The 24,944-nt window shown below is 37.5% G+C and carries 16 protein-coding genes, 1 tRNA gene and 1 pseudogene; 3 read left to right on the plus strand and 15 right to left on the minus strand.

Going from position 1 to position 24,944, the window contains the following annotated elements; genetic code table 11:
- The gene (locus LT090_RS15415) at positions 1 to 1,065 is read left to right on the plus strand and encodes an XrtA/PEP-CTERM system-associated ATPase (protein ID WP_068544434.1); all 1,065 of its coding nucleotides are present in this window, start codon (positions 1 to 3) and stop codon (positions 1,063 to 1,065) included.
- Positions 1,066 to 1,093: 28 nt separating this feature from the next.
- Here LT090_RS15415 and prsR read toward each other — a convergent pair whose 3' ends face one another.
- Entirely contained in the window at positions 1,094 to 2,440 is a 1,347-nt protein-coding gene (gene prsR, locus LT090_RS15420; RefSeq protein WP_068544435.1) for a PEP-CTERM-box response regulator transcription factor, read from the minus strand.
- A 20-nt stretch (positions 2,441 to 2,460) separates the two neighbouring features.
- Positions 2,461 to 4,488, minus strand: a complete 2,028-nt coding sequence (prsK, locus tag LT090_RS15425; RefSeq protein WP_068544436.1) for an XrtA/PEP-CTERM system histidine kinase PrsK — start codon at positions 4,486 to 4,488, stop codon at positions 2,461 to 2,463.
- Positions 4,489 to 4,698: 210 nt separating this feature from the next.
- Between prsK and LT090_RS15430 the strand changes: the two genes are divergently transcribed.
- Positions 4,699 to 4,775: transfer RNA gene (locus LT090_RS15430), tRNA-Arg, on the plus strand.
- 15 nt (positions 4,776 to 4,790) lie between these two features.
- On the opposite strand, the gene LT090_RS15435 is transcribed toward LT090_RS15430, so the two are convergent.
- From LT090_RS15435 to LT090_RS15480, 10 genes and pseudogenes are all read right to left on the minus strand, one after another.
- Entirely contained in the window at positions 4,791 to 5,774 is a 984-nt protein-coding gene (locus tag LT090_RS15435; RefSeq protein ID WP_157726576.1) for an aldose epimerase family protein, read from the minus strand.
- A gap of 1 nt (position 5,775) precedes the next feature.
- A complete protein-coding gene (gene galE / locus LT090_RS15440; protein WP_068544437.1) occupies positions 5,776 to 6,795 on the minus strand; it encodes a UDP-glucose 4-epimerase GalE in 1,020 nt (339 codons plus the stop codon).
- Between the two features lie 216 nt (positions 6,796 to 7,011).
- A pseudogene (gene galT / locus LT090_RS15445) lies at positions 7,012 to 7,692 on the minus strand (galactose-1-phosphate uridylyltransferase); the annotation flags it as partial.
- A gap of 82 nt (positions 7,693 to 7,774) precedes the next feature.
- Positions 7,775 to 8,431, minus strand: a complete 657-nt coding sequence (locus LT090_RS15450) for a 3-oxoacid CoA-transferase subunit B (RefSeq protein ID WP_068544438.1) — start codon at positions 8,429 to 8,431, stop codon at positions 7,775 to 7,777.
- 10 nt (positions 8,432 to 8,441) lie between these two features.
- A complete protein-coding gene (locus tag LT090_RS15455; RefSeq protein WP_068544439.1) occupies positions 8,442 to 9,146 on the minus strand; it encodes a CoA transferase subunit A in 705 nt (234 codons plus the stop codon).
- Positions 9,147 to 9,159: 13 nt separating this feature from the next.
- The gene (locus LT090_RS15460) at positions 9,160 to 10,695 is read right to left on the minus strand and encodes a BCCT family transporter (RefSeq protein ID WP_068544440.1); all 1,536 of its coding nucleotides are present in this window, start codon (positions 10,693 to 10,695) and stop codon (positions 9,160 to 9,162) included.
- Positions 10,696 to 10,979: 284 nt separating this feature from the next.
- The gene (locus LT090_RS15465; RefSeq protein WP_068544441.1) at positions 10,980 to 11,969 is read right to left on the minus strand and encodes an NADPH:quinone reductase; all 990 of its coding nucleotides are present in this window, start codon (positions 11,967 to 11,969) and stop codon (positions 10,980 to 10,982) included.
- A gap of 77 nt (positions 11,970 to 12,046) precedes the next feature.
- Positions 12,047 to 12,844, minus strand: a complete 798-nt coding sequence (locus LT090_RS15470; protein ID WP_068544442.1) for an SDR family oxidoreductase — start codon at positions 12,842 to 12,844, stop codon at positions 12,047 to 12,049.
- An 82-nt stretch (positions 12,845 to 12,926) separates the two neighbouring features.
- The gene (locus LT090_RS15475; RefSeq protein ID WP_068544443.1) at positions 12,927 to 15,356 is read right to left on the minus strand and encodes a TonB-dependent receptor; all 2,430 of its coding nucleotides are present in this window, start codon (positions 15,354 to 15,356) and stop codon (positions 12,927 to 12,929) included.
- A 305-nt stretch (positions 15,357 to 15,661) separates the two neighbouring features.
- Positions 15,662 to 17,653 carry a tetratricopeptide repeat-containing sulfotransferase family protein gene (locus LT090_RS15480; protein ID WP_068544444.1) on the minus strand — a complete coding sequence of 664 codons (1,992 nt, stop codon included), beginning with the start codon at positions 17,651 to 17,653 and terminating at the stop codon, positions 15,662 to 15,664.
- A 123-nt stretch (positions 17,654 to 17,776) separates the two neighbouring features.
- Between LT090_RS15480 and gcvA the strand changes: the two genes are divergently transcribed.
- Positions 17,777 to 18,712, plus strand: a complete 936-nt coding sequence (gene gcvA, locus LT090_RS15485; RefSeq protein WP_068544445.1) for a transcriptional regulator GcvA — start codon at positions 17,777 to 17,779, stop codon at positions 18,710 to 18,712.
- A gap of 69 nt (positions 18,713 to 18,781) precedes the next feature.
- Here the strand turns inward: gcvA and galK are convergent, their stop codons facing one another.
- The 3 genes from galK to LT090_RS15500 all read right to left on the minus strand — a co-directional run bounded on the left by galK (position 18,782) and on the right by LT090_RS15500 (position 24,925).
- Entirely contained in the window at positions 18,782 to 19,927 is a 1,146-nt protein-coding gene (galK, locus tag LT090_RS15490; RefSeq protein WP_068544564.1) for a galactokinase, read from the minus strand.
- 234 nt (positions 19,928 to 20,161) lie between these two features.
- Positions 20,162 to 22,054, minus strand: a complete 1,893-nt coding sequence (locus tag LT090_RS15495; protein ID WP_068544446.1) for a CocE/NonD family hydrolase — start codon at positions 22,052 to 22,054, stop codon at positions 20,162 to 20,164.
- Between the two features lie 75 nt (positions 22,055 to 22,129).
- Positions 22,130 to 24,925 (minus strand): TonB-dependent receptor, encoded by a 2,796-nt coding sequence (locus LT090_RS15500; protein WP_068544447.1) that lies wholly within the window; start codon positions 24,923 to 24,925, stop codon positions 22,130 to 22,132.
- Positions 24,926 to 24,944: the final 19 nt, after the last annotated feature.

The following is a 24,944-nucleotide window of genomic DNA, read 5'->3' on the forward strand; positions in this document are numbered from 1 at the left end:
ATGTACGAAGAACATTTTCATTTATCAAACAAACCGTTTCAGTTAAGTCCTGATCCACGTTTTTTCTTTGCCTCCAACAAGCACCAACAAGCACTTTCTTATTTACAGTATGGACTTGAACAAGGTGAAGGTTTTATTGTTATCACCGGCCCTATAGGCTGCGGCAAAACGACGATTGCTAAAAACTTAGTTCAAACAATTGATGGGTCTAATATTCAAGCCATAGAAATTGTAACCAGTAACTTAAGTCCGGACGACTTACTTGGTGTTATCTTGCAAAAACTCGGTCTTAGTGCAAAAGATTCAAGTAAAGCAGAAATGTTGAGGTCTATTGAACAACACTTAATCTATCAATTTAATAACGACAAAAGAGTGTTGTTGCTAGTCGATGAAGCACAAAATTTACCAATAGAAAGCGTTGAAGAATTGCGTATGCTGTCGAATTTCCAGCTCTACGACAAACCACTTATTCAAAGTTTTTTACTAGGACAGGAAGAGCTTAAAGAGATAATCCAAAGCCCCAAAATGGAACAGTTTCGACAAAGAATCATCGCTTCTTGTCACTTAAAGCCTTTTAATGAACAAGAAACAAAACAATATATCAATCATCGCCTATCACTGGCTGGCAGCGAACAAAAAGAGATGTTCAGTGCTGACTGCTTTGCAGTAATTAATACAATTACTGGCGGTATTCCTAGAAAGATAAATCAACTGATGGATAGGGTATTACTGTTCGGCTACTTAAATGACTTGCAGAAATTCTCCAAATCAGACATAGAATCAGTGGTTTCCGAAATGAGTGACGAAATGAGTGCATCGTTAACTCAATCTGAAGTTGGCCTCGAAACTCAAACTGAAACACTAACCGAAACAAATCTTGATAGTTCACAGTCATATTCTGGTATAGAGCATGGTTTTGTAGAAGTTGCCCGCAACTTAGCCGACGTTGCTGAATTTTTGCAAGAAAACATCGATGCTAAAGTAAAGCTAAATCGCTATTTAGACAAGCTCATTAAGCAAAAAAACATTGCCATTAGCAAACATGATTTGGGGGAAATGGACTAGTTCGTAAGTCCATTTAACTTATCCCCACTCAAACGCTTAATTGCAAGCCATATTTTTCGACTAAACCATAAAGCGTTGGGCGTGTAACACCGAGCATTTCTGCGGTTTTACTCATATTCCCTTCACTTAAAACAAATGCTTGTTCAACGGCTTTTGATTCCGCTTTCTCTCGCACGGTTCTTAAGTTTAAGTCCACAGACAGTTCGTTTGCATTGTTGATAAAGCCCAAATCAACATCGGTTATTTGAGCACCATTAGCCATGATTACTGACGATTTTATTTTGTTTTGTAATTCTCGGATATTACCTGGCCATGGGTGAGCCTTGAGCGCATTAGCCGCTTCATCGGAAAATCCTTTTACTTTCATGTTGTAATCCTTTGAATACTGCAACAAGAAGTATTGCGCTAGGATCAAGACATCATAATCACGATCTTTTAGTGCGGGTATTGACAACACCATCTCACTAATTCGGTAATATAAATCTTCTCTAAATTCTTTGTTCGCTACCATTTGCTCGAGGTTTTGGTTTGTCGCACAAACAACACGAACGTCAACGGCTATTTCTTGACGTCCACCGATACGCTCGATGACTCGCTCTTGTAGAAAGCGTAATAACTTAGCTTGCAAGTTAAACGGCATATCACCTATTTCATCAAGAAATAACGTGCCGCCAGCGGCATTTTCAATCTTACCTTTAGTCGTTTTATGAGCCCCGGTAAAAGCGCCTTTTTCGAAACCAAATAACTCACTCTCAAGCAGATTTTCAGGGATTGACGCACAGTTAATCGCAATAAATGGCTTTTGCGCTCTATTACTCTGTTGATGTATCGCATTGGCAACGACTTCTTTACCAGTGCCACTCTCACCGAGCAATAAAGCAGTAATTTCTGTCGGCGCTATACGTTTGATCATGGTGCGCAATCTATCCATGATCTCACTATTGCCGATAATGCCGGAGTCAACACCGCCTAGTTCGCGAATATCGCGATTTTCGCTTTCGATCGCTGACACAGCCATCGCTCGTTGCACTATGATATTAACAACATCAGCATCTAGTGGCTTTTGATAAAAATCGTATGCGCCTTGAGCGATTGCATCTAGTGCAACTTGGTGGTCATCATTTCCTGTGATCACCACGATTTTAGTAAACGGTGCTATAGACAATATTTGCTGTAAAGCTTTTAAACCTTCACTGGCGTTATCTTCATCTGGTGGCAACCCTAAATCAAGTAACACCACTTTCGGCTCATGTAATCTAACCGCGCTAATCGCCTGTTCACGATTATCGGCAAATACCACGTCATATTCGGACAAACTCCATTTCAATTGTTTTTGAATGCCTTTGTCATCATCGACTATTAATAATTTACTCATGTCATCCCCTCATCCACTTTCTAGTGGCTTAATGGCAGTTTTATAGTAAACGTACTACCTTGCTCTGGTACGGATACTACATTTAAAACGCCACCATTTTGTTCTATAAAATGCCGAGCTTCATAGGCACCAATGCCCATACCCGAATTCCCTTTTGTAGTTTCAAACGGCTTAAACAGCTGTTGCCTTATAAATTCCTTACTCATGCCTTCGCCTGTATCGCTAATTTCGATCTGCAGACTTTCAGTGTGTACATTAGCCTTAACAGTTACGTCTCCATCAGCGCTGCAAGCCTCCTGGGCATTCTGAATGAGGTGACTAATGATTGATAGTAAACCATCTTTATCAATATTTAACGAGCAATCATTTTCAACCGCCAAAGTTACGTAGGGTTTTTGTTGATTGCGTACAACCAATACTTCTTCTAACAAACTAGCAATATCGACTTGTTTCTGATCGACCATTTTATCAATATTTTTATTTGCTAATTGTTTTACTACTTTTTCTAAGCGACTAGCAGCTGAATTAACCGTATCAAAGACATCATCGACAAACTCAGGGTTGTCTCGATGACGTTCAGCATTAGCGTTAATCAAAGAAAGCTGAGCTTGAATATTTTTAAGATCGTGTAGTACAAATGCAGACATCCTACTAAAAACATTGAACTGCTGTGACTGACTAATTTGTTGCTGAGCCTGCTGTAAGAAAATATAATTACCAAGTTGATTACTCACCGCAAATATAAAATCTCGGTCTTCAAAATTCAACGTTGGCTTGTCTTGAACATGCGAAAACACAAAAAAACCTAATAGTTTTTGTTGATGGACGACTGGCGCTAAAACATCAATGTGCTGTGTTAATAGAGGTTGTTCATCAATATCTAAACTTTTATATTTATCATGATTATGTTGATATTCTCGCACATCAATAATCCAAGACTTTTGTTGACAAAAATCCGCAATTTTCCGCATTTGCAGCAAACTTTCATCGGTAAAGTTGAAATCTGAAACAAACTTGGGCTCACAAATATTCATATTATTAATTTTAACGTAGCCACAAATCTTCATTGGTAAAACTTGCTTAAACGCTACGCATGCATCTTGATAAATATCGTTTGCATTCGCAGTTTCAATGGCATTAGTCAATTTTAACCACTCATTGCGATAATCATATTTATTAGCAAAAAAGTGTTTAGTAATAAACACTTTAACTTTATTGCGAAAGCTTTGCATCAATACAATTGGTGCGAAAACAATCAAGCCAAGAGCTAGAAACCCTACCGCAAGAGCGCCACTCCATTGCCCCTCGATAAAACGAATAATGTAACCGGCAAATGACAACAATAATAAATAGCTGCCGCCGATAACTAACATGGTGCTATAAAACACCACATCCCTAGATACAAACAAAGAATTCGACCAATCTTTTATGCGCTTGCTGGTGAGCAAAATAAATGGCATTGAAAAGGTCAATACAAAACCGCGAGCATACCAGAAATTAAAATCTAATCGATTAAGCAATGCGCCTTGTGCATACATAATAAAATCGTAAACCAGCATCGCACCTAAGCCAATAAGTAATGGCCAGAAAGCCCATCTTTGAGTTTCTGAACCATTGCGATAAAGTTGCTCGACTAGCACTAAAGGGTACAACGTAAGCGCAAGTAAAACCGTAAAGAACCAACTAAATTGATTGATAGTTTGGATGCTATACACCGACACAGCGATAGCAATTACTGCAACAATTAAAAATTTTCGAATTTCAGGGCTTTGCCAAAACTGAGAAAACGATTGAATTGAGTATCTTAAATTGAGTAAAAATAACGACCAAACTAACAGTTTAAAAAACTCAACAATAAACACATATAATAATGAAAAAGATTGATAAACCTGAATTGCAGACAGCAATAAAGACAGGAAAGTAACACCAATGCTAGCCACCAAAAAGTTACGCGCAAACGAATACTTTCGCGCACTAATTAGTAACACCGTAAACAAACCCCAGACTATAGCGGCAACGCCATAACCTACCAACCCTAATAATTCCATTTTTAACCTGATACTTAAGTATCTATTTTATTTTTATTAACAATACCTAATTTTAGTTCAAAATCAAAACTTTGCATAAGCAAAACTAAATTAAATTAGCATTCGATCTGCACATAATTTCAGCAAACGAATGGCAACCTATAATCGATTGGTTGACACTGGCAACCTGCTCGTTAGAATGACGATGTCCTATAACTTATCTAATATATACCACCCGTAGCTCAGCTGGATAGAGCGCGCCCCTCCGGAGGGCGAGGCCGCAGGTTCGACTCCTGCCGGGTGGGCCATTTCTCAGAAATCATTTAAATTTGTTTTTTAAAGTTAAAAAACAAATATTCAATTGTTTTCTTGTAAGTATCTCCCGGCTCTAATACCGAGCTAGGAAAGTTACTTTGATTTATCGCATTCACATACCCCTGAGCCTCAAGGCATGCTCCTTGAAATGGGGTAAAGCTGCCTTGTAAATACTTGCCAGTATAGAGCTGTATCGCGGCTTGGTCGGATGATACTTGTAGACTCATATTATTTTGAGGATTAATTAAGGTCGCTACAGGTTTAGTATTATCATTAACGATAAAACAATGGTCGTAACCTAATCCGTTAGCAAGAGTAACGTCATTGGCACTCGCTTCAAGTGTACCAATATTTTGTAGCTCTCTTAAATCAAAGTCCGAATTACTTACCGATTTAATCTCACCCGTAGGTAAATTATCTGAGGTTTTAGGTAAATAGTTATCAGCATTAATTTTTACATTTAATTCATGTGCACTTTGAGCACCTAAACTAAAATAAGCATGGTTGGTAAGGTTAATTGGCGTCGCCCTGGTGGTCGTAGCTAGATAGTTAATTTGTAAGCGATTATCATCAAATAATACGTACTCAACAATGATGCTTAAATCGCCAGGAAAACCTATTTTCATGTCAGGACAAGTTAGTGAGTACTTAACCACATTGTTTTGAGTATTTTCATTATCAACTTGCCAAAAGCGATTAGAAATACTATCAAAACCACTGTGTGAACAATTATCTCCGTCATTTTTTTGTAGGTGATAACAAGTGTTATCTAATGAAAATTTGGCTCCACTAATTCGGTTACTGACTCTTCCACAAGTAGCCCCTAGGTAGTATTCATCATCAATAAAATTATCGGCTTCCTGATGAGTTACTAACATTTCCTCTAAAGAGCCATCGACGGGAATTTTAATCGATACAATACGGGCACCAAAGTTAGCTACCGTTACTTGCATGCTATTACTATTGGTTAATATCTGTTGCTTAATACTCATATCAATAGCCATTTGGGTTGTTTGACTGCCAGCGCCAGGTGTCAGTCATCATTTGCAATAAGCTTCTTTTCGCTTGCCAGTTAAGTTGACTATTAGCTTTACTCGCATCCGCCCAAAAAGCTGGTAAATCACCGCTTCTACGTGGGGCAAATTCATAAGCTAACGTTTTGCCATAAGCTTGCTCGAACGCGGCAACAATTTCCAATACTGACACGGCATTTCCTGTGCCCAAATTAAATACTTCAGCACCATTAAAATTAGGATTATTCTCTAACCAATCAAGCGCCGCCACATGCCCTTGTGCTAAATCCATCACATGCAAATAATCACGTTTACAAGTGCCATCTTCTGTGTCGTAGTCGTTGCCAAAAATACTAAGTTTGTCACGTTTACCTACCGCCACTTGTGCAATATAAGGCAATAAATTATTTGGTATGCCAAGCGGGTCTTCGCCAATTTCACCGCTTTCATGAGCGCCAATTGGATTAAAGTAACGCAATGATACCGCTCTAAACGCGTTATTAGCTTTAACAAAATCTTCAATAATGCGTTCGACCATTACCTTGGTCGCGCCATATGGACTTGCTGTTGTACCAAGTTTAATTGTTTCTAAGTAAGGCGGTTGTGCCTCTTCACCATAAACCGTCGCTGAAGAGCTAAATACAAAATTGTTTACTTGATGCAGCTGCATTACTTCAAGTAAACACAATGAACCATAAACATTGTTTTGATAATATTCGAGTGGCATTTGGGTTGATTGCCCAACCGCCTTAAGCGCAGCAAAATGGATAACAGCATCGATATCATGACCAATAAACAACTCGTTTAGTTGCGCTTTATCACACACATCACCTTGAATAAAGGTTACAGATTTACCGCTTAAACGCTCAACACGCTTAATTGCTTCAATACTTGAATTACATAGATTATCAAACACGACCACAGAATGATTTTCAGCCAATAAAGTTAATACAGTATGTGAGCCAATATATCCTGCGCCGCCTGTGACTAATACCTTCATTTCTTACCTTACAGAGTTAAAAGGCCATTCTATTAGCCTTTTATTAGTCTATATTTTTATAGGATTTTACCCAGCCATCTCTTTACCACCATGCAGTGTATAAAGCACACAGAATCAGTACAACACCTACTGCTGCAACATTAAAGGACTTAGTCGTAGCAAAACTCACTTGCTCTAAACTAACACTGCTATTATTGATATCTGTTGTATTGGCTTTGCCCAATATGGCACGACAACAAGCCAATCTTCATTGGATACAACAATGCGCTCTTTCTTCTCAAGTTCTCTGGCGACATAGTCTTGTAATAAGCTACTATGGTATTGAGCAAAGTAGGCTTGTTGGGCTTTTTGTTTTTTCATCACTAAAGTGGGTACTTTTTGCTGTGCCCAAATTTGACCATGAGGATGTGGATTAGAGCAGCCCATAACACTGCCTTTATTTTCAAAAATTTGCACCCAGAGGTGTTTTTTACCTAACTCTTCACATTGACTCTGCCAAGTATTAACAATGTTAGTGATTTCCTTTTCGCTTAGCTGAGGCAAAGTTTTACTATGATCTGGAGAGAAACAAATAACACGGCTTTCACCTTTTTCGGTCTCCATTTTAAAAAGAGGATCATCAATACTAATGTTTGGTGTATCTTGTTTTATTGCTGAAAAATCATTAGTAAAAACAAAAGTTTCTTTGTAATCATCATTAATTTCACCATTAACACGGGTATTACCAGCACATAAGAAACAGTCTTTGTCGTAAGCGGGTTTTTCTTCTTCATCAAGTTTTTCAACCTGACCTTGCCAAGGTCGTTTAGCGCGATGTGGCGAAACTAAGATCCATTCATCTATTAATGGATTATATCTGCGATGTGGATGTTCAGTTGGATCAAATGCAGTATTCATAATATTCTTATTCATGATAATTTTAACTATAAACAAAGGTAAACGCACCCCTTGAGCAACAGATATATAAATAGTCCTTAGCTTAAAAGCTCATTTCAGGTACATGTTCAGGCACCGCTAATTGGCCTTCTGTTAATCTTATAATTTCTTCTACTGAAACTCCTGGAGCTCGTTCTAACAAATGGAATTTGCCATCTTTTATCTCAATAAAGGCTAAGTCTGTTAGTACTTTTTTAATACAACCTTTTCCCGTCAAAGGTAATGTGCAGTTATTTAGAAGCTTTGAAATACCATGTTTAGATGCATGGGTCATGGTAACAATAATATTATCTGCACCTGCAACTAAATCCATTGCCCCCCCCATACCTTTTATCAACTTTCCAGGGATCATATAAGACGCTATATTACCTTTAACGTCTACTTCAAAGGCTCCAAGAACAGTTAAGTCAACGTGACCACCGCGTATCATCGCAAACGACTCGGCACTATCAAATAATGATGCGCCTTTTATCATAGTAACCGTTTGTTTACCTGCATTAATTAAATCAGCATCTAGCTCGTTTTCTGTAGGAAATTGTCCCATACCTAGCAAGCCATTTTCAGACTGAAGCATAACTGCCATACCTTCAGGTACGTAATTTGCAACTAATGTTGGAATGCCGATGCCTAAATTTACGTAATAACCATCTTTAAGTTCTTGCGCTACACGCTTTGCTAATTGCTGCCTTGTAAGTGACATTTTATAATCCTTATGATGCTGTTAGTATCGTTCGTTGTTCAATTGTTTTATCAAACGTCCCCTGAATTAAGCGATCAACATAAATACCAGGCGTATGTATTTCATCAGGATCTAGGGAGCCGGCTTGCACTATTTCTTCAACCTCTACTACTGTTATTTTACCTGCAGTGGCTGCCATAGGATTAAAGTTACGTGCAGTTTTTCGGTAAACTAAGTTACCCATCGTATCAGCCTTCCAAGCTTTTATGATGGCAAAATCTGCAGTTAATGCCTGCTCAAGAATGTAATGTCTACCATTAAACTCTTTAACCTCTTTACCTTCGGCAACCGGAGTACCATAGCCAGTTGCAGTATAAAAGGCAGGAATACCGGCTCCACCTGCGCGTATTTTTTCGGCAAGAGTACCTTGAGGTGTTAGTTCGACCTCTAATTCTCCAGCCATCATTTGCGCTTCAAAATTCTCATTTTCACCAACATACGATGCGATCATTTTTCTTACTTGTCGATCAAACAGTAAAATCCCCAAACCATGGTTGGTAGTTCCACAATTATTTGAAATTATGGTCAAGTCCTTAGTAGCCATTTTTTTAATTTGTTTGATTAGGTTCTCAGGAATGCCACATAGTCCAAAGCCACCAGAAACAATACTCATTCCATCTTGCAAGCCTGCCATTGCTTCGCTATAGCAAGAAACTACCTTATTAAAACCCGGCATTATAATTTTCCCTCTAAATATTTATTAAAGTTTTTTCATTTGAGCTTGGCTGATTTGAATCAAATTTTAGTGAAGCCATAAAAGAATAAGTCATTAGCATATATATAAATAAAAGGGGTAATGAAACAACTAAAACAGCGGTTTGAGCCACCTTAAAACCTCCTACGTACATTAAACAAATGGGCAACAATGCCAATGTAATAGCCCAAAATGTACGATGAAGTCTGTGTGGATCTTCTCCAACTGGTAACTGTTCAGTTGCGCTACTAGCTAAGGTATAAGACGCAGCATCGTAAGTTGTTGCTACAAATATGATACAAACCAGACAAAAAATTCCGATAACTAGCTTAGCTAATGGTAATTGTTCAAATACAGTAATAATAGCTGTAGGAGCGCCATAACTGTTCATTAAACTTATCACATCGACAGCATTTGTAAGTTGTTGATATAAAGAATAATTTCCAATAACTATATAAAAAATAGCTCCTCCAATAGAGCCAAAAGTTAACATTCCAAGTATAACTTCTTTAATAGTTCTTCCCTTCGAAATACGGGTTACAAAAATACCAACGAATGGTCCAAATGCCACCCACCAAGCCCAATAGAAAACAGTCCAACTTTCCACAAAGCTAGATTCTGTAAATGGATCCGTCCATGTATTCATTTGAACAAAGTTTTGAATAACGGTGCCGATACTATTGATGCCTGTTTTTAATATAAAAACCGTGGGCCCCGCAAGTAATATAAAACCTAATAACAAAAACGATAACCAAACATTGGCTTGGCTTAAACGTTTCATACCTTTTTCTAGGCCGAAATAAACACTCGTAGCAAATATGCCTACACAAACCAAAACAACAAAAACCTCCAATTTAAAGCTGGATTCTATGCCTAGTAATAGTGAAATTCCTTCAGCAATAAGCGGGGTTGAAAAACCAAGAGAAGAACCTGCACCTCCAATAAGGGCGACTCGAAATAAGAAGTCAATGAATCTCCCCAAGGGTGAATTTTCTTTCCCCTTAAGCACATGATGACAACTTATACTAAATTTAAGCATCGGAACCTTTTTAACATAGTACGGGTATGCTATTGCCAATGTTGGCAAACAATAAAAAGCCCAAGCACTAACTCCCCAGTGAAATATTCCGTAGGAAGACGCCCATTTTGCAGCTTCTGTTGACATAGCTTCGACACCAAAAGGTGGTGATTGGTAATAAAAAGCCCATTCAATTGTGCACCAGTATAAAAGTCCAGCCCCCACACCAGCACAAAATAGCATGCCACTCCACGAGAAATTACTGTACTGAGGTGTATCAGTACTGTCGCCTAGTTTAATGTTTCCATATTTACTAAATGCAAGCCACAATAATAAAATCAATATGGATGAAGCCATAAAAATGTATAAAAAACCAAAGTTATTAGCTATATAAGCATATGCTATTTGCATATAATCAGCAGAAGCTTTAGGGTCAATAATCAAAGGTATTGTCATTAAAAGGATAATTACGATCGTTGCTATAAATCCCATTTTATCTATACGTTGCTTCACTGCATAACTCCATTATTATTTTTTGTTATTTTAGAATGGCAAATTCATTAACAGGTTATAAGTTATAGGTACATTTGATGTACCAAACATTACTTGCTGAAGTGGTTATACAAAGCATTTAAAAACTTCCGTTATTCATCTTGATTACTACGAACCAATCAACTTACATCTGGCCATCTTGAAATTACATGTTAACAAACAAGATGACCGACACAAGCTACTCGTATATAAGAGCTAAAACGTATATTTTTACCTTTCATGAACTCAAATTTAAAGTTGCATTGTTAACTATCTATATTAACAATTACACAACCACGAACGTTGTTTTGTTCAATTAACTCATGGCTTGTAGCCATTTGTTCAAATGAAAGTAAATGAGTTACACGATGTTTCAATTTGTTTGCAGACAAGGCATTATAAATATCTTTGATTGCGTGTTGTTTAGCGGCCTCTGGCATAGCATATACTATGGTCATTTTGATAGTTAAATCCATAAACATCATTTGAAAAAATGGTAACTTAGGTTCTTTAACTTGAGTGTTACCATAAGTTGCAATCACTCCTCCAATTCGAATACATTTAAGAACTTCAGGTAAGTTAAAGCCAAACTCAACATCAATAACACGGTCGACTTTTTCACCATCATTAATCTCCTGTACGGAATCTCCCCAATTACTTTCACGATGATTAACAACTAGATCAGCCCCTGCTTCCAGGCAGGCTGATTCATCGGCAGGATTACTCGCAGTAGCGATTACTTTAGCACCAGCAATTTTTGCCCACTGAATTGCATAGAATCCTACTCGACCAGCTCCGCCTGTGATTAATACAGTTTGATCAGTAAGGTCACCATCCGACATAACAACTCGATGTGCAGTCATTGCTGGAATACCTAAGCATGCACCAATCTCGAATGACGTATTATCGGGTAATGTGGCTGCACGAGAAGCATCAATGCTGACATATTCTGCAGCAGTACCAAGCATACGTGCATATTGTGCTTGGTACACCCATACTCTTTCACCAATTCGACTCTCAGAAACTCCTTTACCAACAGCTTCAATAATCCCAGCCCCATCACTATGTGGAATAACATGCCCCGTATCTAAAAGGTTTGGAAATGCTCCCATTCTTTTCTTTACATCTGAAGGATTAACACCTGTGGCCTTTAACCTTATTAATACTTCACCATCGTTAACTTCAGGCTTAGGCTGTTCACCAATAATAATTGTCTCGGCGGCACTTCCAAATTTTTCAAACCAAGCTGCTTTCATTGTGTTCTCCATTGTTGAGGTTTTGGCCTCATTATTCTTATATTCGCTAAAAGATAAGCGCAAATAGTCATTACTTTTTAAAATTTACAAGATAAATTTTCTGTGTGGCCGTCAATACCAATCACCTGCCCTGAAAGGCTCGAACCAAGCGCTGAGCTTAAATATATTGCCATATTGGCAACATCTTCAGGGCTAACAAATAAACGCATAGAACTTTGCTCCGCATAAATATTTTTAATTTCCTGTGGTGATACACCTCGTTGTTGCGCATCGCGATTTATCACACCTTCAATACGATCACCACTAACACTGCCAGGGCAAAGCGCGTTAACACGAATATTATGTGGCCCGAGTTCCATTGCCCACGTTTTAGTTAACCCAACAAGCGCCCATTTAGACGCCGTGTAAGGTGAGCGCAAAGGAAAACCAAAAAAGGCAGCATTTGAAGAAATGTTTATTATTCCTCCTGAACCATTGGCTTTAAGTAATGGAACTGCATATTTAGTACAATAAAATTGTCCATTTAAATCAACATTAATTGTTTGCTGCCATTCATTAATTTCAATATCTTCAACAGGAGCTGTTGGTCCAGCAATTCCAGCATTATTAACGAGAAAGTCTAAGCGAGTGTATAATTCAACTAGTTCATTAAACATTTGCTTTACTTCATCAACATTTGAAACATCGGCAACAGATGCTGTTGCGCTTGGGTTTGCTTCTAAAAACTCTGAGATTACAGTTTTATCAACATCACATATATGAACTTTACATCCATAGCTAAGAAATTTTTCTGCTATTGTGCGTCCAATACCACTAGCTCCAGCAGTAACAAGTACAACTTTGTCAGGGCCTAAACCGTTATTATCAACAGTCATCGTTTGTCCTTATTTATTAACCTAAACTTTATTCATTCGAGAATGAGCAGGTGAATTATGATTCACCTGCTTTAAAACTAAATTACTCAAAAGTCATGTGATACCTTATACCAATATGACGTGGCCTATTTGTTGTAATACTTGTGTCCCAGTCAGCACTCCCTCTTGATAACTGTGCACGCTCATCGGTCAAATTATTAACATACAAACTAACCCCCCAGCCATCCATATCTAAGCCTGCCGATAAATTAACAATGCTATAGCTCTTATTAATATCTCGCCTATCATCGGTTAAATCACTGGTGTTATATTTATAAATATCACTATAAGACTCACCCACATAGGAATAGACAACTTGAGCGAAGCTTGCGTAATCAGCAATAGTAAAGTTATATCTACTAGTAATATTCCCTTTAAACTCTGGTACGTTAGGAAGTTCGGTGCCATCAGGGGATAAATTACTACCCACTAATAAATCTTCATTGAGTTCAGCATTATTAAAATTAAATGCTGCACTAACAGTCCAGTCTTGCGTAAGTAAGTAAGTAAGGTCTGATTCTAGACCAACAATTTTTGCTTCACTCGCGTTAACAGTTAAACCTACGGGAGAACCATAAGAGGAATCATAACGAGTAAATTGCATATCATCCCAGCTCATGTGGTAAATTGCGCCATTCCAACGCAGGTTATCTTCTAACCACATTGTTTTCCAACCTAGCTCAGTATTAGTAACAAAATCAGATTTATAGGTACGAGCTACTAAATCGGTTTCATCTCGGTTAATACCACCAGGGCGGTAGCCTTCAGACCAAGTAAAATAAGCCATTTTATCGTCATTAAATTTATACGTAGCGTTAAATTTAAAGATGCTATCACTATCATCCGTTTTACTGTCAACATTGATAATAGGGAACCCTGGAGCAATCAAGCCATAACCGGAAACACCTTCTAACGTACTATCATTTGTAAATATTCGCGCCCCAAGAGTAGTAGTAAATTGATCTGTAAAGGCATAACTTACCTCACCAAATAAGGCTGATTGCTCATCGGTTCTTTTTTGATCGGTTAAATACCATAGGTTAGGTTCGCCAAATAGTCTAAAGTCTTCACCTTGTGCCATCCCATTCATCTGCCATTCTTGGCGGTAATCATGACTAGCATCTTCATAATATAAGCCGACAATAAATTGCAATGGATCATCATCTGTTGATTGCAAACGAAGCTCATGGGTATCGCGTTTATATTTATTATCATCTTGATAATAAATAGCCATGCTTGAACAATCGACATCGGCAGTGCCGTAATATTCACAGCCATAGTATTGGATCCAACTGGTAGAAAAATAATCTGCATAATCGGAATAATCGTTAAAATATTCAACGTCTCTATCCATAAATGATCCAGCATAAACTAGACTCATGTTACCAAGGTCGCCTTCGATGGTGAGTGCAGATTGATTAAATTCATCATCCATTTTATCGGCAAAGAAGCGTTGAACTTCTAGATCACCAATCTCCCCACTAGGGTTGTCAGGATCATGAAACCAAACGCCTTCAGTTTCTTGTTTTTGGAATAAATGGCTTGCCGTAGCAATCCAATTTTCGTTTAAATTAACTTTCAGTGCCATTCTTGCACCACTATTAGTTAATTCATTAAAGTCTTCTTTAACCAAGTGAGCATTGGTTTCTTCTACTGTTGATAAATTACCACCGTCGGTAAATAAGGCATAAGTTCGTGTGCCTGCAACGTTATCGATATAACCACCATCTTTTTTAGTCCATCCGACTAACCTAATGGCGGCATCATCATTAATAGGGACGTTTACAAACCCTTCGACTGAATTACTTGTATCGCCACCTTCAGTTGTTCCATAACTAACATCAAAACCACCTTCAAATGCATCAACATCAGGCTTGTTTGTAATAATTCTTAAAGTACCTGACTGAGAGCTAGCACCAAATAGAGTACTTTGTGGACCAGCAAGCGCCTCAACCCGTTCAATATCATAAATATGTAAATCGAGATTACGCCCAATTGCAGTTACAGGCTGCTCGTCTAAATAAATAGCAACACCCGGTTGTGAGCCAGAGGCGTTCCCATCACCACCATCAGAAGCACCACGCATATAAACCTGAGACAAGCCAGGGCCTGATGACTGGTAGGATAAACTCGGCAGCATTAATGCATAGTCATCAAAATTTTCAATACCAAGTTCTTCAAGTTTTTCAGTGCCAAATGCAGTTATACTGACAGGTGTTTCTTGAATGTTTTCTACGCGCTTACGAGAAGTAACAACTATCGTTTCTATACCATTATTTGTACTATCAACATTAGTTGCATTCGCATCAACAGACTCTTCTGCACTTGCATTTGTCATTACCGACAATCCACCGATAACCACAGTCGATAAGGCAATTCGCTGTAGACCTTGCTCTTTTAACGAATTACGTATCGCGGCGATCAGAGGCTTTACTTTAGAGCTGATTACGGTATTAAGATTTCTACCAGTCATTGTGTGTTCCTTTATTATATTTATAGCAGGTAAACTAATGCTCTTTGACTAAGAGAAATAATTTACAACATCACATCTGATTGTTAACTTCTTCATAACAACAAGGTTATATTAACAACGAAAATCAATACTGAACAAACGAGTATTTCGCAATAACAGTTGAAAAAATCTAAACTATAGAGCCGCTTTTACGGCAATTAAACTCAGCCTTATCAGGTAGATAACGACTTTAGCTGTTTAAATAAATTAAACTTTGGCCTAATCAGGCTATGACATTTTTAAGAGAACAATGGAAATAATAGTTATCACGTAATCATGGGAGATAACACGTTTTTTAACGGATCTAAGTAGGGGTCAAATTTAGTCCATGCGTTTAAGCCACTTTGATAAATAGGTTGTCTTACTTGCTCTGAACTGGCTGTATTTACAGCGCGCGCATTTTTATAAAATTCAAGACAGTTTTCCTCAAAAGGTAAATCACAAAAATCGAGTAAAGAGCGGACTTGCGTTTCGAAATCCTTAACTACATCTTCGTAACAAACCGTGTGTATTTGACCGGGCAACACTTTCTGCCAATGATCCATTAACTTAATGTAATCAAGATAATATCTACCTATATTTTCTAACCCATAACTAAATGCTTGACCTGATGAAAATAATTGTTTGTAGCCACTAAAGCATGCAGACATTGGGTTACGTCTAGCATCTATAATTTTTGCATTCGGCAATATGCGTTTGATTAACCCTATATGAGCAAAATTATTAGGCATTTTATCGATAAAATAAGGAGCGTCACTTCGATGTATTTGGGTATTGTTTATGTATTCTTGTCCTAAGCACTCTAATTGTTCAGGTGATAATGTTGCAATAACTTCTGGATATTTAGAAACATCATCACGCTTTTTTCTTTCACTTAAACGTCTTACCATAGCCGTTATATTAGGCAATTCTTTCGTACCATCTACCATTGAGTGACTTGCCAAAATTTGTTCCAATAGAGTAGACCCCGAACGTGGCAGCCCAACAATAAAAATAGGATCTGGTTTTTTACATCCCTCGTTATTTATATTTGAAAACATTTCAGGAATACACGTGGCAATAGTCCTGTCTATCAAATGAGTCGTTTCATCTGCATCATATCGTTCAATTTTCTGCTTCAATGCGTTGCCTTGCTGGTAACAACTAAACGATTGCCTAAAGTCCCCTTTATCTTCAAATGCTTTTCCTAAAGCAAAACAGATATTTACACGTTCTAACGGTGATAAATGCTTACTTAGCAATACCTGTTGCATTTGTTCTATATCCATTTGCTCAAAACGAAAAGTTTTTAAGTTAGCTAAACTCCAATAAGCTTCACCATGACTTGGCGAACATTCAATGGCTTGCCTGTAAGATGAGATGGCGGCTTCTTGTTTACCAATAGTTTTAAGAACATGTCCTCTGCTAGTAAAAAGACCTGCGTGCTCAGGTAAAATTTTAATTAATTTATTGTAGAGCTCTAATGCAACATCAAACTTGCCTAATCTTACTAAAATCGCGGCCTTTAATATTTGCTGAGGGGGAACATTTTCTTTTTGCTCTAATTTTTCAATTTCAGCTAACGCTTGCTGACTTTTTTCTCGTTTGTTCAATACATGAGCGTAATTGAGGCGAGCTAATTGATAATCAGGGGCTAATTCTAGGCAACGAACTAATAAATGTTCGGCATCTTCAAATATACCAAGCTTTATCGCTATTTCTGCCAATAACCTGATCGCATTTACATCTGTTGGGTGCTGTTTTAAGTGTTCTCTACAAAAGCCCTCACTGACAGCTAATTTATTTTCTATAAATGCTTGTAGTGCATTACCAAATTTAGGATATTTAGCTGAGAAACGTAAGTAATTATTATAAGCTTTTTCAGCTTGTTTATTTTCACCTAATGATTGCAATAACTCTGATAATAACTTCCAACTTAGTGGTAAGTTTGATTCAATATTTACAGCACTAGTTAAAGCGGCTATAGCTGGCTTAATTTGCTTCTGCTCAGCTAATGTAAAAGCAAGTTCTTGGTGCGCCAAAGCAAAATTATCAGTCTTATTTACTAATTTTTGTAATATACCTTTAGCTTTATCTAACTGACCTAATCCTCTATAGGCAGAAGCTATTATAAATAGTCCATTAGCTTCATTAGGGTATCTCTTTAAGATCTCATATCCTTGCTGTACCGCAGGTTCAAAAGCTTTGTGTAACAACATCTCATGGGCATGCTGTACCGCTATTCTTATATTGTCAGTCATTTGAAAATTTTGTTCCATGCACCCTCCATATTTAACATTACATTGACATACCCAAAGTCCTCTGACAAACTAATTTTACTTATGCATACTTGAATATTTCTCAATAATAACAATAAAGTATAAAGCTAAAGGGAGTATAATTTGCGTAAAAAAATACCACCATTAAATTCATTAAGAAGCTTTGAAGCAGCTGCAAGACATGGTTCATTTAGGGATGCGGCAGATGAATTATGTGTATCGGTTTCAGCTATTAGTCATCAAATAAAACAGCTTGAACACACGCTAAACATTGAACTATTTACACGCAAGACTCGTGCAGTTGAGCTCACTAAAATTGGCAAACAGTATTATCCGATATTAAGGGAAGCATTTGATAAAATTGCGGATGGTACAGATCTTATTTTAAAGCCTACCCGATCAGACGTACTGACCATACAACTCTATTCAACCTTAGCAATACGTTGGTTAATTCCTAGATTACCTGATTTTCAAAATAAATATCCTCACATCAGCGTTAGACTAAATACATCTCAGCTTGATGTTGATTTTGACCAAAGTGATGTTGATGCTTGCGTAATGATAGGCAACAAAACAGCCAATGGTTTACATTACACCTATTTATTTTCGTGTGAGGTATTTCCAGTATGTAGCCCAAACTTACTTAAAGACAAAGAGCGATTAGAGCAGCCTGAACAACTTAGCGACTTTACCATTTTACAAGTCTACCCATCAGATAGAGATTGGTATATTTGGTTAGACGAAATGGGATGCACTAGTGTTGATCCTGAGTCAGGGTTACAATTTGACAGTTACGATCATTCCATCTCAACGGCTTTGCAAGGGATGGGCATTGCGCTTGGTATGCAACCCTATGTAGAAAAAGAACTATCTTCAGGTATGCTTATCGAACCATTCCCAAATATGAGAGTTAAGCATCACAACGAATGGTACTTTGTCTATAGGCAAGAAAAATTTGAACAGAAAAAAATTCAACTGTTCGAAAGTTGGCTAATTGAACAAATAAAATCAGACTCAGAGCTTGCTAAATCGCGAGTAAATATCGAAGAAACCGGCTAATTCAACATAGTCAAATTAGGCATTTATCGCCTAAGGCTTAAACCTTAAGTGTTTTTGACTATCGCAACATTAAAAAAGAGCTTTTACACCTTGGGCAGGTGTACTTAGGTAAATTGAGGCATCTAATCCCATTTCTTGCTTATATTTATCTTTGATTATTGGAATTAGCGCATCAACTCTCGATTGTGGAAGTATAACTACAATGCAACCACCAAATCCCCCACCAGTCATTCGTACACCACATTCTGAACCAAGTTCTTCTGAAATAATTTTTACTAAGTAATCAACTTCAGGGACCGTCACTTCAAATAAAGTTTTTAATGATTGATGACTTTCAGCCATCAAACGACTTATAGATGGAAGATCATGAATATTTAGTGCGCCTATCATGGCAAGTACTCGCTGATTCTCCTCTAATACATGCTGTGCTCTTTTAACTAATGTAGGGTTTATACGAGCTTTTTCAGAATTAAATACATCAAGAGGCACTTGTCTTAAGCTTTTAACACTAAAGTAATCTGCAACTTGTTCACACTGTTCACGTCTGAGATTATATTCGCTTTCAACTAGGCCTCTTTTCACAGAAGAATCTACAATCATAATTGCAAGGTCTTTCGGGAACGTAACTTTAGTTAATGTATAGCTATTACAATCAATAGCAATTGCATTATCTCTAATACCACAGGCAGATATCAGTTGATCCATTATTCCACAATTGCAACCGACAAAATTATTTTCTGCTGCCTGAGCAATTTGAGCTAACTTTATTCTATTAAGCTTATAACTGTGAAGTTTCGATATTGCCTTCGCAACTGCAACTTCTAAAGAAGCTGACGAACTTAAACCTGCCCCTTGAGGGATATCACCACAAATAACAAGATTAAAGCCTGATAAATTTTTCCCTAACTTAGTTAATTCATTAATGACCCCTTTAATATAATTAACCCATGTTTTTGTTGGGTGAGGCGTTAAATGTTCTTCTAAGCTAAAGGTATCCTGATCATTCAAATCTAGCGCAATTATTTCCACACAGAGATCTTCCCTTCGGCTAATTCCTACATAGGTATAAAACTCAATTGCACATGGAAAAACAAAGCCATTATTATAATCGGTATGTTCACCAATTAAATTTACCCTTCCAGGAGCTTTGACTAAATGATCTGGCTTGTCACCAAAATAGCTTTTAAAAGCATTTACCACCTTGGTTGTATGCATATTACTCTCTACATTCTTTATGCTTTCGATATTGAAGTTTTTAAATGACTCGGATAATTGCATTTCACAACCTTTAAACATGCTGAATTTGATTGATATATCTATACTTTAAAAAATCTCACAATAAAATTACAGTGATCATTTCTCAACTCTATTTGAATAAATATCACTTATTAAAAGTACATAATAATTGACAGTTTTAACATTAATACTGTTTAAAAATTAGTAACTATTCTAATCTCGAATAATTACAGGCAATTCAATATATGATGCTTTTTCATCACTAAGCCACACTGTGTTCTTAGCTTCAATAAAATAAGTACCTAGATGATTTGATTCGCCGGTATTTAGATTACGCTCTATTCTTGGGAAATTTGAGCTGCTTATCTCCACTCTTATTTGATGTCCCTTGGAAAAATAATTACTCGTTGCATTAAGGTCTACCTCAATCTCATAGACTTTATCAGGTTTCATTAAGGTAGGACTTTCTAATGAATCTCGATAGCGCATACGTAATACACCTTCCTGTACGTTATATGCTTTACCATCAGGATAAACATCAACTAACTTAACGGTAAAATCTGTATCTTTTGCAGACGAACTGACAAACAAATGAGCCTTAATTAATCCAGTAACTTCAATCCCTTGCTTAAGTGCGGCTGATGTATAAACAAGAACATCATTCCTTAACTCGATAGTAGATTGATCATAAGCACCAGCTTCTTTATCAGAGCCAGTACAGCATGTATGACCACCTAATGAAGGTATAGGGTTAGCAGGATCATATATAAAACTATCTGATAAAACAGCAGCACTAGGTTTAGATCTACTTAACTGTCCGCCACCTAGTCGAGAATTGGCTTTACTTATTTTTGATAGATACCACTTTTGGTAATTAGTATTAGGCAAGGGCCATTGTTCCGCTGATCGCCACCTATTTTCACCTAAAACATAATAAGTCAGAAACGGTCGTTTAATTGCGCTATTGTTTTCGCCTTTAAGCCAGTAGTTAAACCAGTCAATTTGAATTTTTTCAAATGATTGAGTGGTATTTTTAAGAGGACGCTGTCCTGCGCTTAACTCTTCATCTTGTGTTGGAAAATTACAATGAGTACCTGGACCTATAACAACATATTGATGCGCTTTAGCAAGTTCAGTTTTTCCATATTTTCTAAATTGTTCAGCCATCATTAGGGTTTCTCGAGCACCATAATCATACCAAGTATCAAAAAATAGATTGGGGACAGAGACTGAGTCATTGCTTTTAACCAAATCCATTGTTTGAAAATAGTTGTCATCTGGGTTTGCACTTATCCATTTTTTATAATCACTTGGATATGCACCACTGCGTTCAAGTATGTTAATCGTTGGAAGCGTCATTAAATTTTTTAGATATTGTTTAAAATCAAATTCTGGCAACATGTCAAATTTTTTAGATTGACGAGAATTGAACCATTGACTACGTTCTTCTCCTGTTAGATTTGGTCCATGAAATACTTTCGAACCATTGCTAGCAAACCACCCTGCTGTTTGACCCAGTTCAAAAGCTCCGCCACTGAATGACTGCCATGCTCTTCCTGGACGGTAATAACCAGAAGCAGCAGATTGTGGTTGACCAACGACTAACGCAGGATGATTAGTCGCTTCAAGTACAACTTGAGCTTCCCCTAAATATGAACATCCACTTAACCCTACTTTACCATTTGACCAAGGCTGTTTAGTGATCCAATCTAGGGTGTCAATACCATCCTCCCTCCTTCCCCTTCCGATATTATAGTTACCTTCAGATTCATAACGCCCTCGAATATCTTGAATAACTACTGCGTAATCTTGATCGACTAATTGTTGCCAAACTGGGTTCCAGCTAAAAGTATTGTTTTTATTATATACAGTACGAATTAAGATCGTTGGACGGGGCTTATTTAACTGGCCCGTGAAATAAATATCAGTAGATAAATGAATACCGTCTCGCATTTTTACCATTTGGCTACTTAATCTCTCAGCCTGAGATGGCAATGGAAATAAAATAACTAACAGAGCAAAAATAGGCAGAAATATTAAACAACTTGAAACCAATGGCACTCGTAAATCAACCTTTAAAGCTAGACCTTTATTACTATATAACATATTGATTAATTATCACTTTTATAAAAACAAAAAGCGCGCCATTAATAAAATGGTGCGCTTTACATCAATGTTCTATTAGAATGAAGCTCTTACACCAAGCGAGAATCTTCTGCCATAATAAGTATAATCAATGATTCGATTTTCTGAGCCCTGATAATTACTGACTGACTCTTCCGTTAAGTTGACCCCTTCGGCAAAAATTGTAAAGTTATCATTGATGTCATAGCTTGCACTGGCATCCCATTGGCCGTAGTCCGTTGTATATTCTTCATACTCAAATCCCCAAAGGTATTTTTCACGCCAATTATATGAGGCACGAACTTGTACAGCTTGGTATTCATAAAAGAGAATGAAGTTACCTGTATCTGACAATCCGTCAATACCAAAACTATATGAATCTGTCTCAACAAACGCATCATCATCATCAACAAAGGTGTAATTCATCTGCACACCTAAACCACTAAAAGCGCCGGGGAGAAAGTCGAATACTATATTAGTGGCTACCTCGACAGACGAAATTGAAGCATCATCTAGGTTAAATGGCCTCGTTTCAAGAAAGTCATAACCTGAAATAACAGTTTCTTTCTCTGCGGTAACAATAAAGTCTTCGATATCTTTGTGCATGTAAGTGATACCTAAATAAGATGACTCATTGACATACCAGTTGGCTGCGATATCGAAGTTGGTGGCTGTATAAGGCTCTAAGTATGGATTACCACCAGATGCACCAAAGAAACCTCCTTGGGTTGGTCTAGTATTATATCCTACGTCAACACCAATTTTATTTAACTCTGGACGAGTAATGGTTTTTGATAACGACAATCGCACATCAACATCTTCTCTAACTTCTAGCTTTAAATTCATCGACGGTAATACTTCTTCGTATTCATTAACGACTTCTAGAGGTTTAGCTTCTGTAGTTTCTAATATGCTTACCGTTGGATCATCTGGGTTAGGTGTAATACTTATTATTTCTTCCCCCCAGCCAGTTGAAGTTTGCTCAGTTTCAACAACTCTTACACCAATATTACCAGACCAAGGCATGGAAGCGATTTCTCCCTCTAAACCAAGCTGAACGTAAAGTCCGATATTTTCTTCTTTTACCCCAGGGCTGTTGGCTAATTCAACTTGTGGAGTATAGTCAAGATTAGGGATTGGATCGCCATTATCGTCCACTCGTTGATTATAATATTCGCCATTTTTAATAAAGTCGTCAGACTCATAGTATGCACGTAAAGCATCATTATCGGTTTCTAACCAAGCGGTGGGAAATGAGCCATTGGCACCAGATAAAAAGTCACTTGGGTTAACTAAGATACCTATATTGTCAGGGATATCATCACCAAAGCCTGTTGATGTGCCATTATTGACTTCATCAGCACTTCTTAATCTCGTACGTTGAAATTCTCGCTCGTGATAAAAAGCGCCAACTTTTACACTAGATATTACGCCAAAATCGAGTGACTTGGTCCAATCAAGTTTTAAATCTTTAATAGTGTCTTCATTATCATCACCTTCAACTACCATAAAATGATTAGCCAATAACGTTGGGTCAGTTAATGCTGCCGGGTTTGATTGATATTCACCTGTATATAGCCCAGTTTCTTCATCAAGCACAGGGAAAGTGAGTGACGGAATTGTATTGCCGGGAACTAGCTGAAATAAGCTAGAGCTTTCAGTAGTATTTCTAAAGCCACTTACGGCGAAACTTTGTGTACCACCAGCGGTATTTTGTGATTTCGCGTAAGACATATCAAATGTTAATACCGAATCATCGGCAAATAATTTTTCAACATTAAACCCAACCATATAGGTTTCCGTTGGGCGGTTACCGGTTGAATGCACCATCTCCGTAGGAGCAGCATGACCAGCCCAATAAACTAATGTGCCCTGCTCATCAACTTTAACACTCCCAGGGCCTGCATTATTATTATTAATACCTCCCCACCAATGGGCTATTTGATTGTAATCGGCTTGAGTATCATATTCAGAATATAAGCCATCAAGGGTAAAAACTAAGTCATCTGATAATGCATACTGCGCAACAACCATCCCACTTGTTCTTTCTCGTTCGGCCTGCTCAACACCATAAGAAATACCTTGAGGAGCCCAAGCAACGAGCTCTTTCGCGCCATTAGCATCAAGGTCGTACTCCATCGGCCACCAACCACTTGTACCCATATAGTCCGATCGCGTGGTTCGTTTATGAGAGGCAATTGAAGCTGATATACCAAAATCTCCACCGTCATCTTTAAAGCTTATTACCCCTGAAAATTGCGGGTCTGTCTCTTCAGATAATTCGTCATGCATTGCCTTAACTGACGCTGACCCCGTAAACCCTTCATCTAAATCAAGAGGCCTTAGACTTCTTACATCTATTACGGCGCCTATACCGCCATCTGAAAGCTCTGCTTTAGAGGTTTTATACACATCAACGCGTGAAACCATTTCAGAGGCAAGAATATCAAAGCTAAATGAACGAGAGCCATCTGGATTTGGCATTACTCGATTATTAAAAGTAACTACATTAAACTCGGGTCCTAAACCACGAACACTAACTTTACTACCTTCGCCACCATTACGATCGATTGATACACCAGTGATTCGTTGTAATGACTCAGCTACATTGGTATCAGGAAATTTACCTAAGTCTTCTGCTTCAATTGAATCTAAAATACTATCGGCAGCTTTTTTAGATAAAATTGATTTTTTGACACTACTTAAATAGCCGTTGACTTCAATGACTTCAATGTCATCTTTTGATTCTGGCTCTACGTTATCTGCTTCTTGTGCTAAAGCACTATTAATACTTACTGACAGTAAGCTTAAACAAAACAGATTACTAATCTTATTTTTTTTATTAAATATCATTATTTGCTCCTATGAATCA

Source organism: Thalassotalea crassostreae (assembly GCF_001831495.1).
Taxonomy (GTDB): Bacteria; Pseudomonadota; Gammaproteobacteria; order Enterobacterales; family Alteromonadaceae; genus Thalassotalea_A; species Thalassotalea_A crassostreae.

Bases quoted from the DNA above. Each gene is read 5' to 3' on its own strand.
- LT090_RS15480 (WP_068544444.1), bottom strand. From the start codon at position 17,653: ATGGAACAAAATTTTCAAATGACTGACAATATAAGAATAGCGGTACAG.
- LT090_RS15475 (WP_068544443.1), bottom strand. From the start codon at position 15,356: ATGACTGGTAGAAATCTTAATACCGTAATCAGCTCTAAAGTAAAGCCT.
- prsR (WP_068544435.1), bottom strand. From the start codon at position 2,440: ATGAGTAAATTATTAATAGTCGATGATGACAAAGGCATTCAAAAACAA.
- LT090_RS15435 (WP_157726576.1), bottom strand. From the start codon at position 5,774: ATGAGTATTAAGCAACAGATATTAACCAATAGTAATAGCATGCAAGTA.
- LT090_RS15455 (WP_068544439.1), bottom strand. From the start codon at position 9,146: ATGCCGGGTTTTAATAAGGTAGTTTCTTGCTATAGCGAAGCAATGGCA.
- galE (WP_068544437.1), bottom strand. From the start codon at position 6,795: ATGAAGGTATTAGTCACAGGCGGCGCAGGATATATTGGCTCACATACT.
- LT090_RS15465 (WP_068544441.1), bottom strand. From the start codon at position 11,969: ATGAAAGCAGCTTGGTTTGAAAAATTTGGAAGTGCCGCCGAGACAATT.
- LT090_RS15470 (WP_068544442.1), bottom strand. From the start codon at position 12,844: ATGACTGTTGATAATAACGGTTTAGGCCCTGACAAAGTTGTACTTGTT.
- LT090_RS15495 (WP_068544446.1), bottom strand. From the start codon at position 22,054: ATGTTATATAGTAATAAAGGTCTAGCTTTAAAGGTTGATTTACGAGTG.
- LT090_RS15415 (WP_068544434.1), top strand. From the start codon at position 1: ATGTACGAAGAACATTTTCATTTATCAAACAAACCGTTTCAGTTAAGT.
- LT090_RS15450 (WP_068544438.1), bottom strand. From the start codon at position 8,431: ATGTCACTTACAAGGCAGCAATTAGCAAAGCGTGTAGCGCAAGAACTT.
- galK (WP_068544564.1), bottom strand. From the start codon at position 19,927: ATGCATACAACCAAGGTGGTAAATGCTTTTAAAAGCTATTTTGGTGAC.
- LT090_RS15500 (WP_068544447.1), bottom strand. From the start codon at position 24,925: ATGATATTTAATAAAAAAAATAAGATTAGTAATCTGTTTTGTTTAAGC.
- prsK (WP_068544436.1), bottom strand. From the start codon at position 4,488: ATGGAATTATTAGGGTTGGTAGGTTATGGCGTTGCCGCTATAGTCTGG.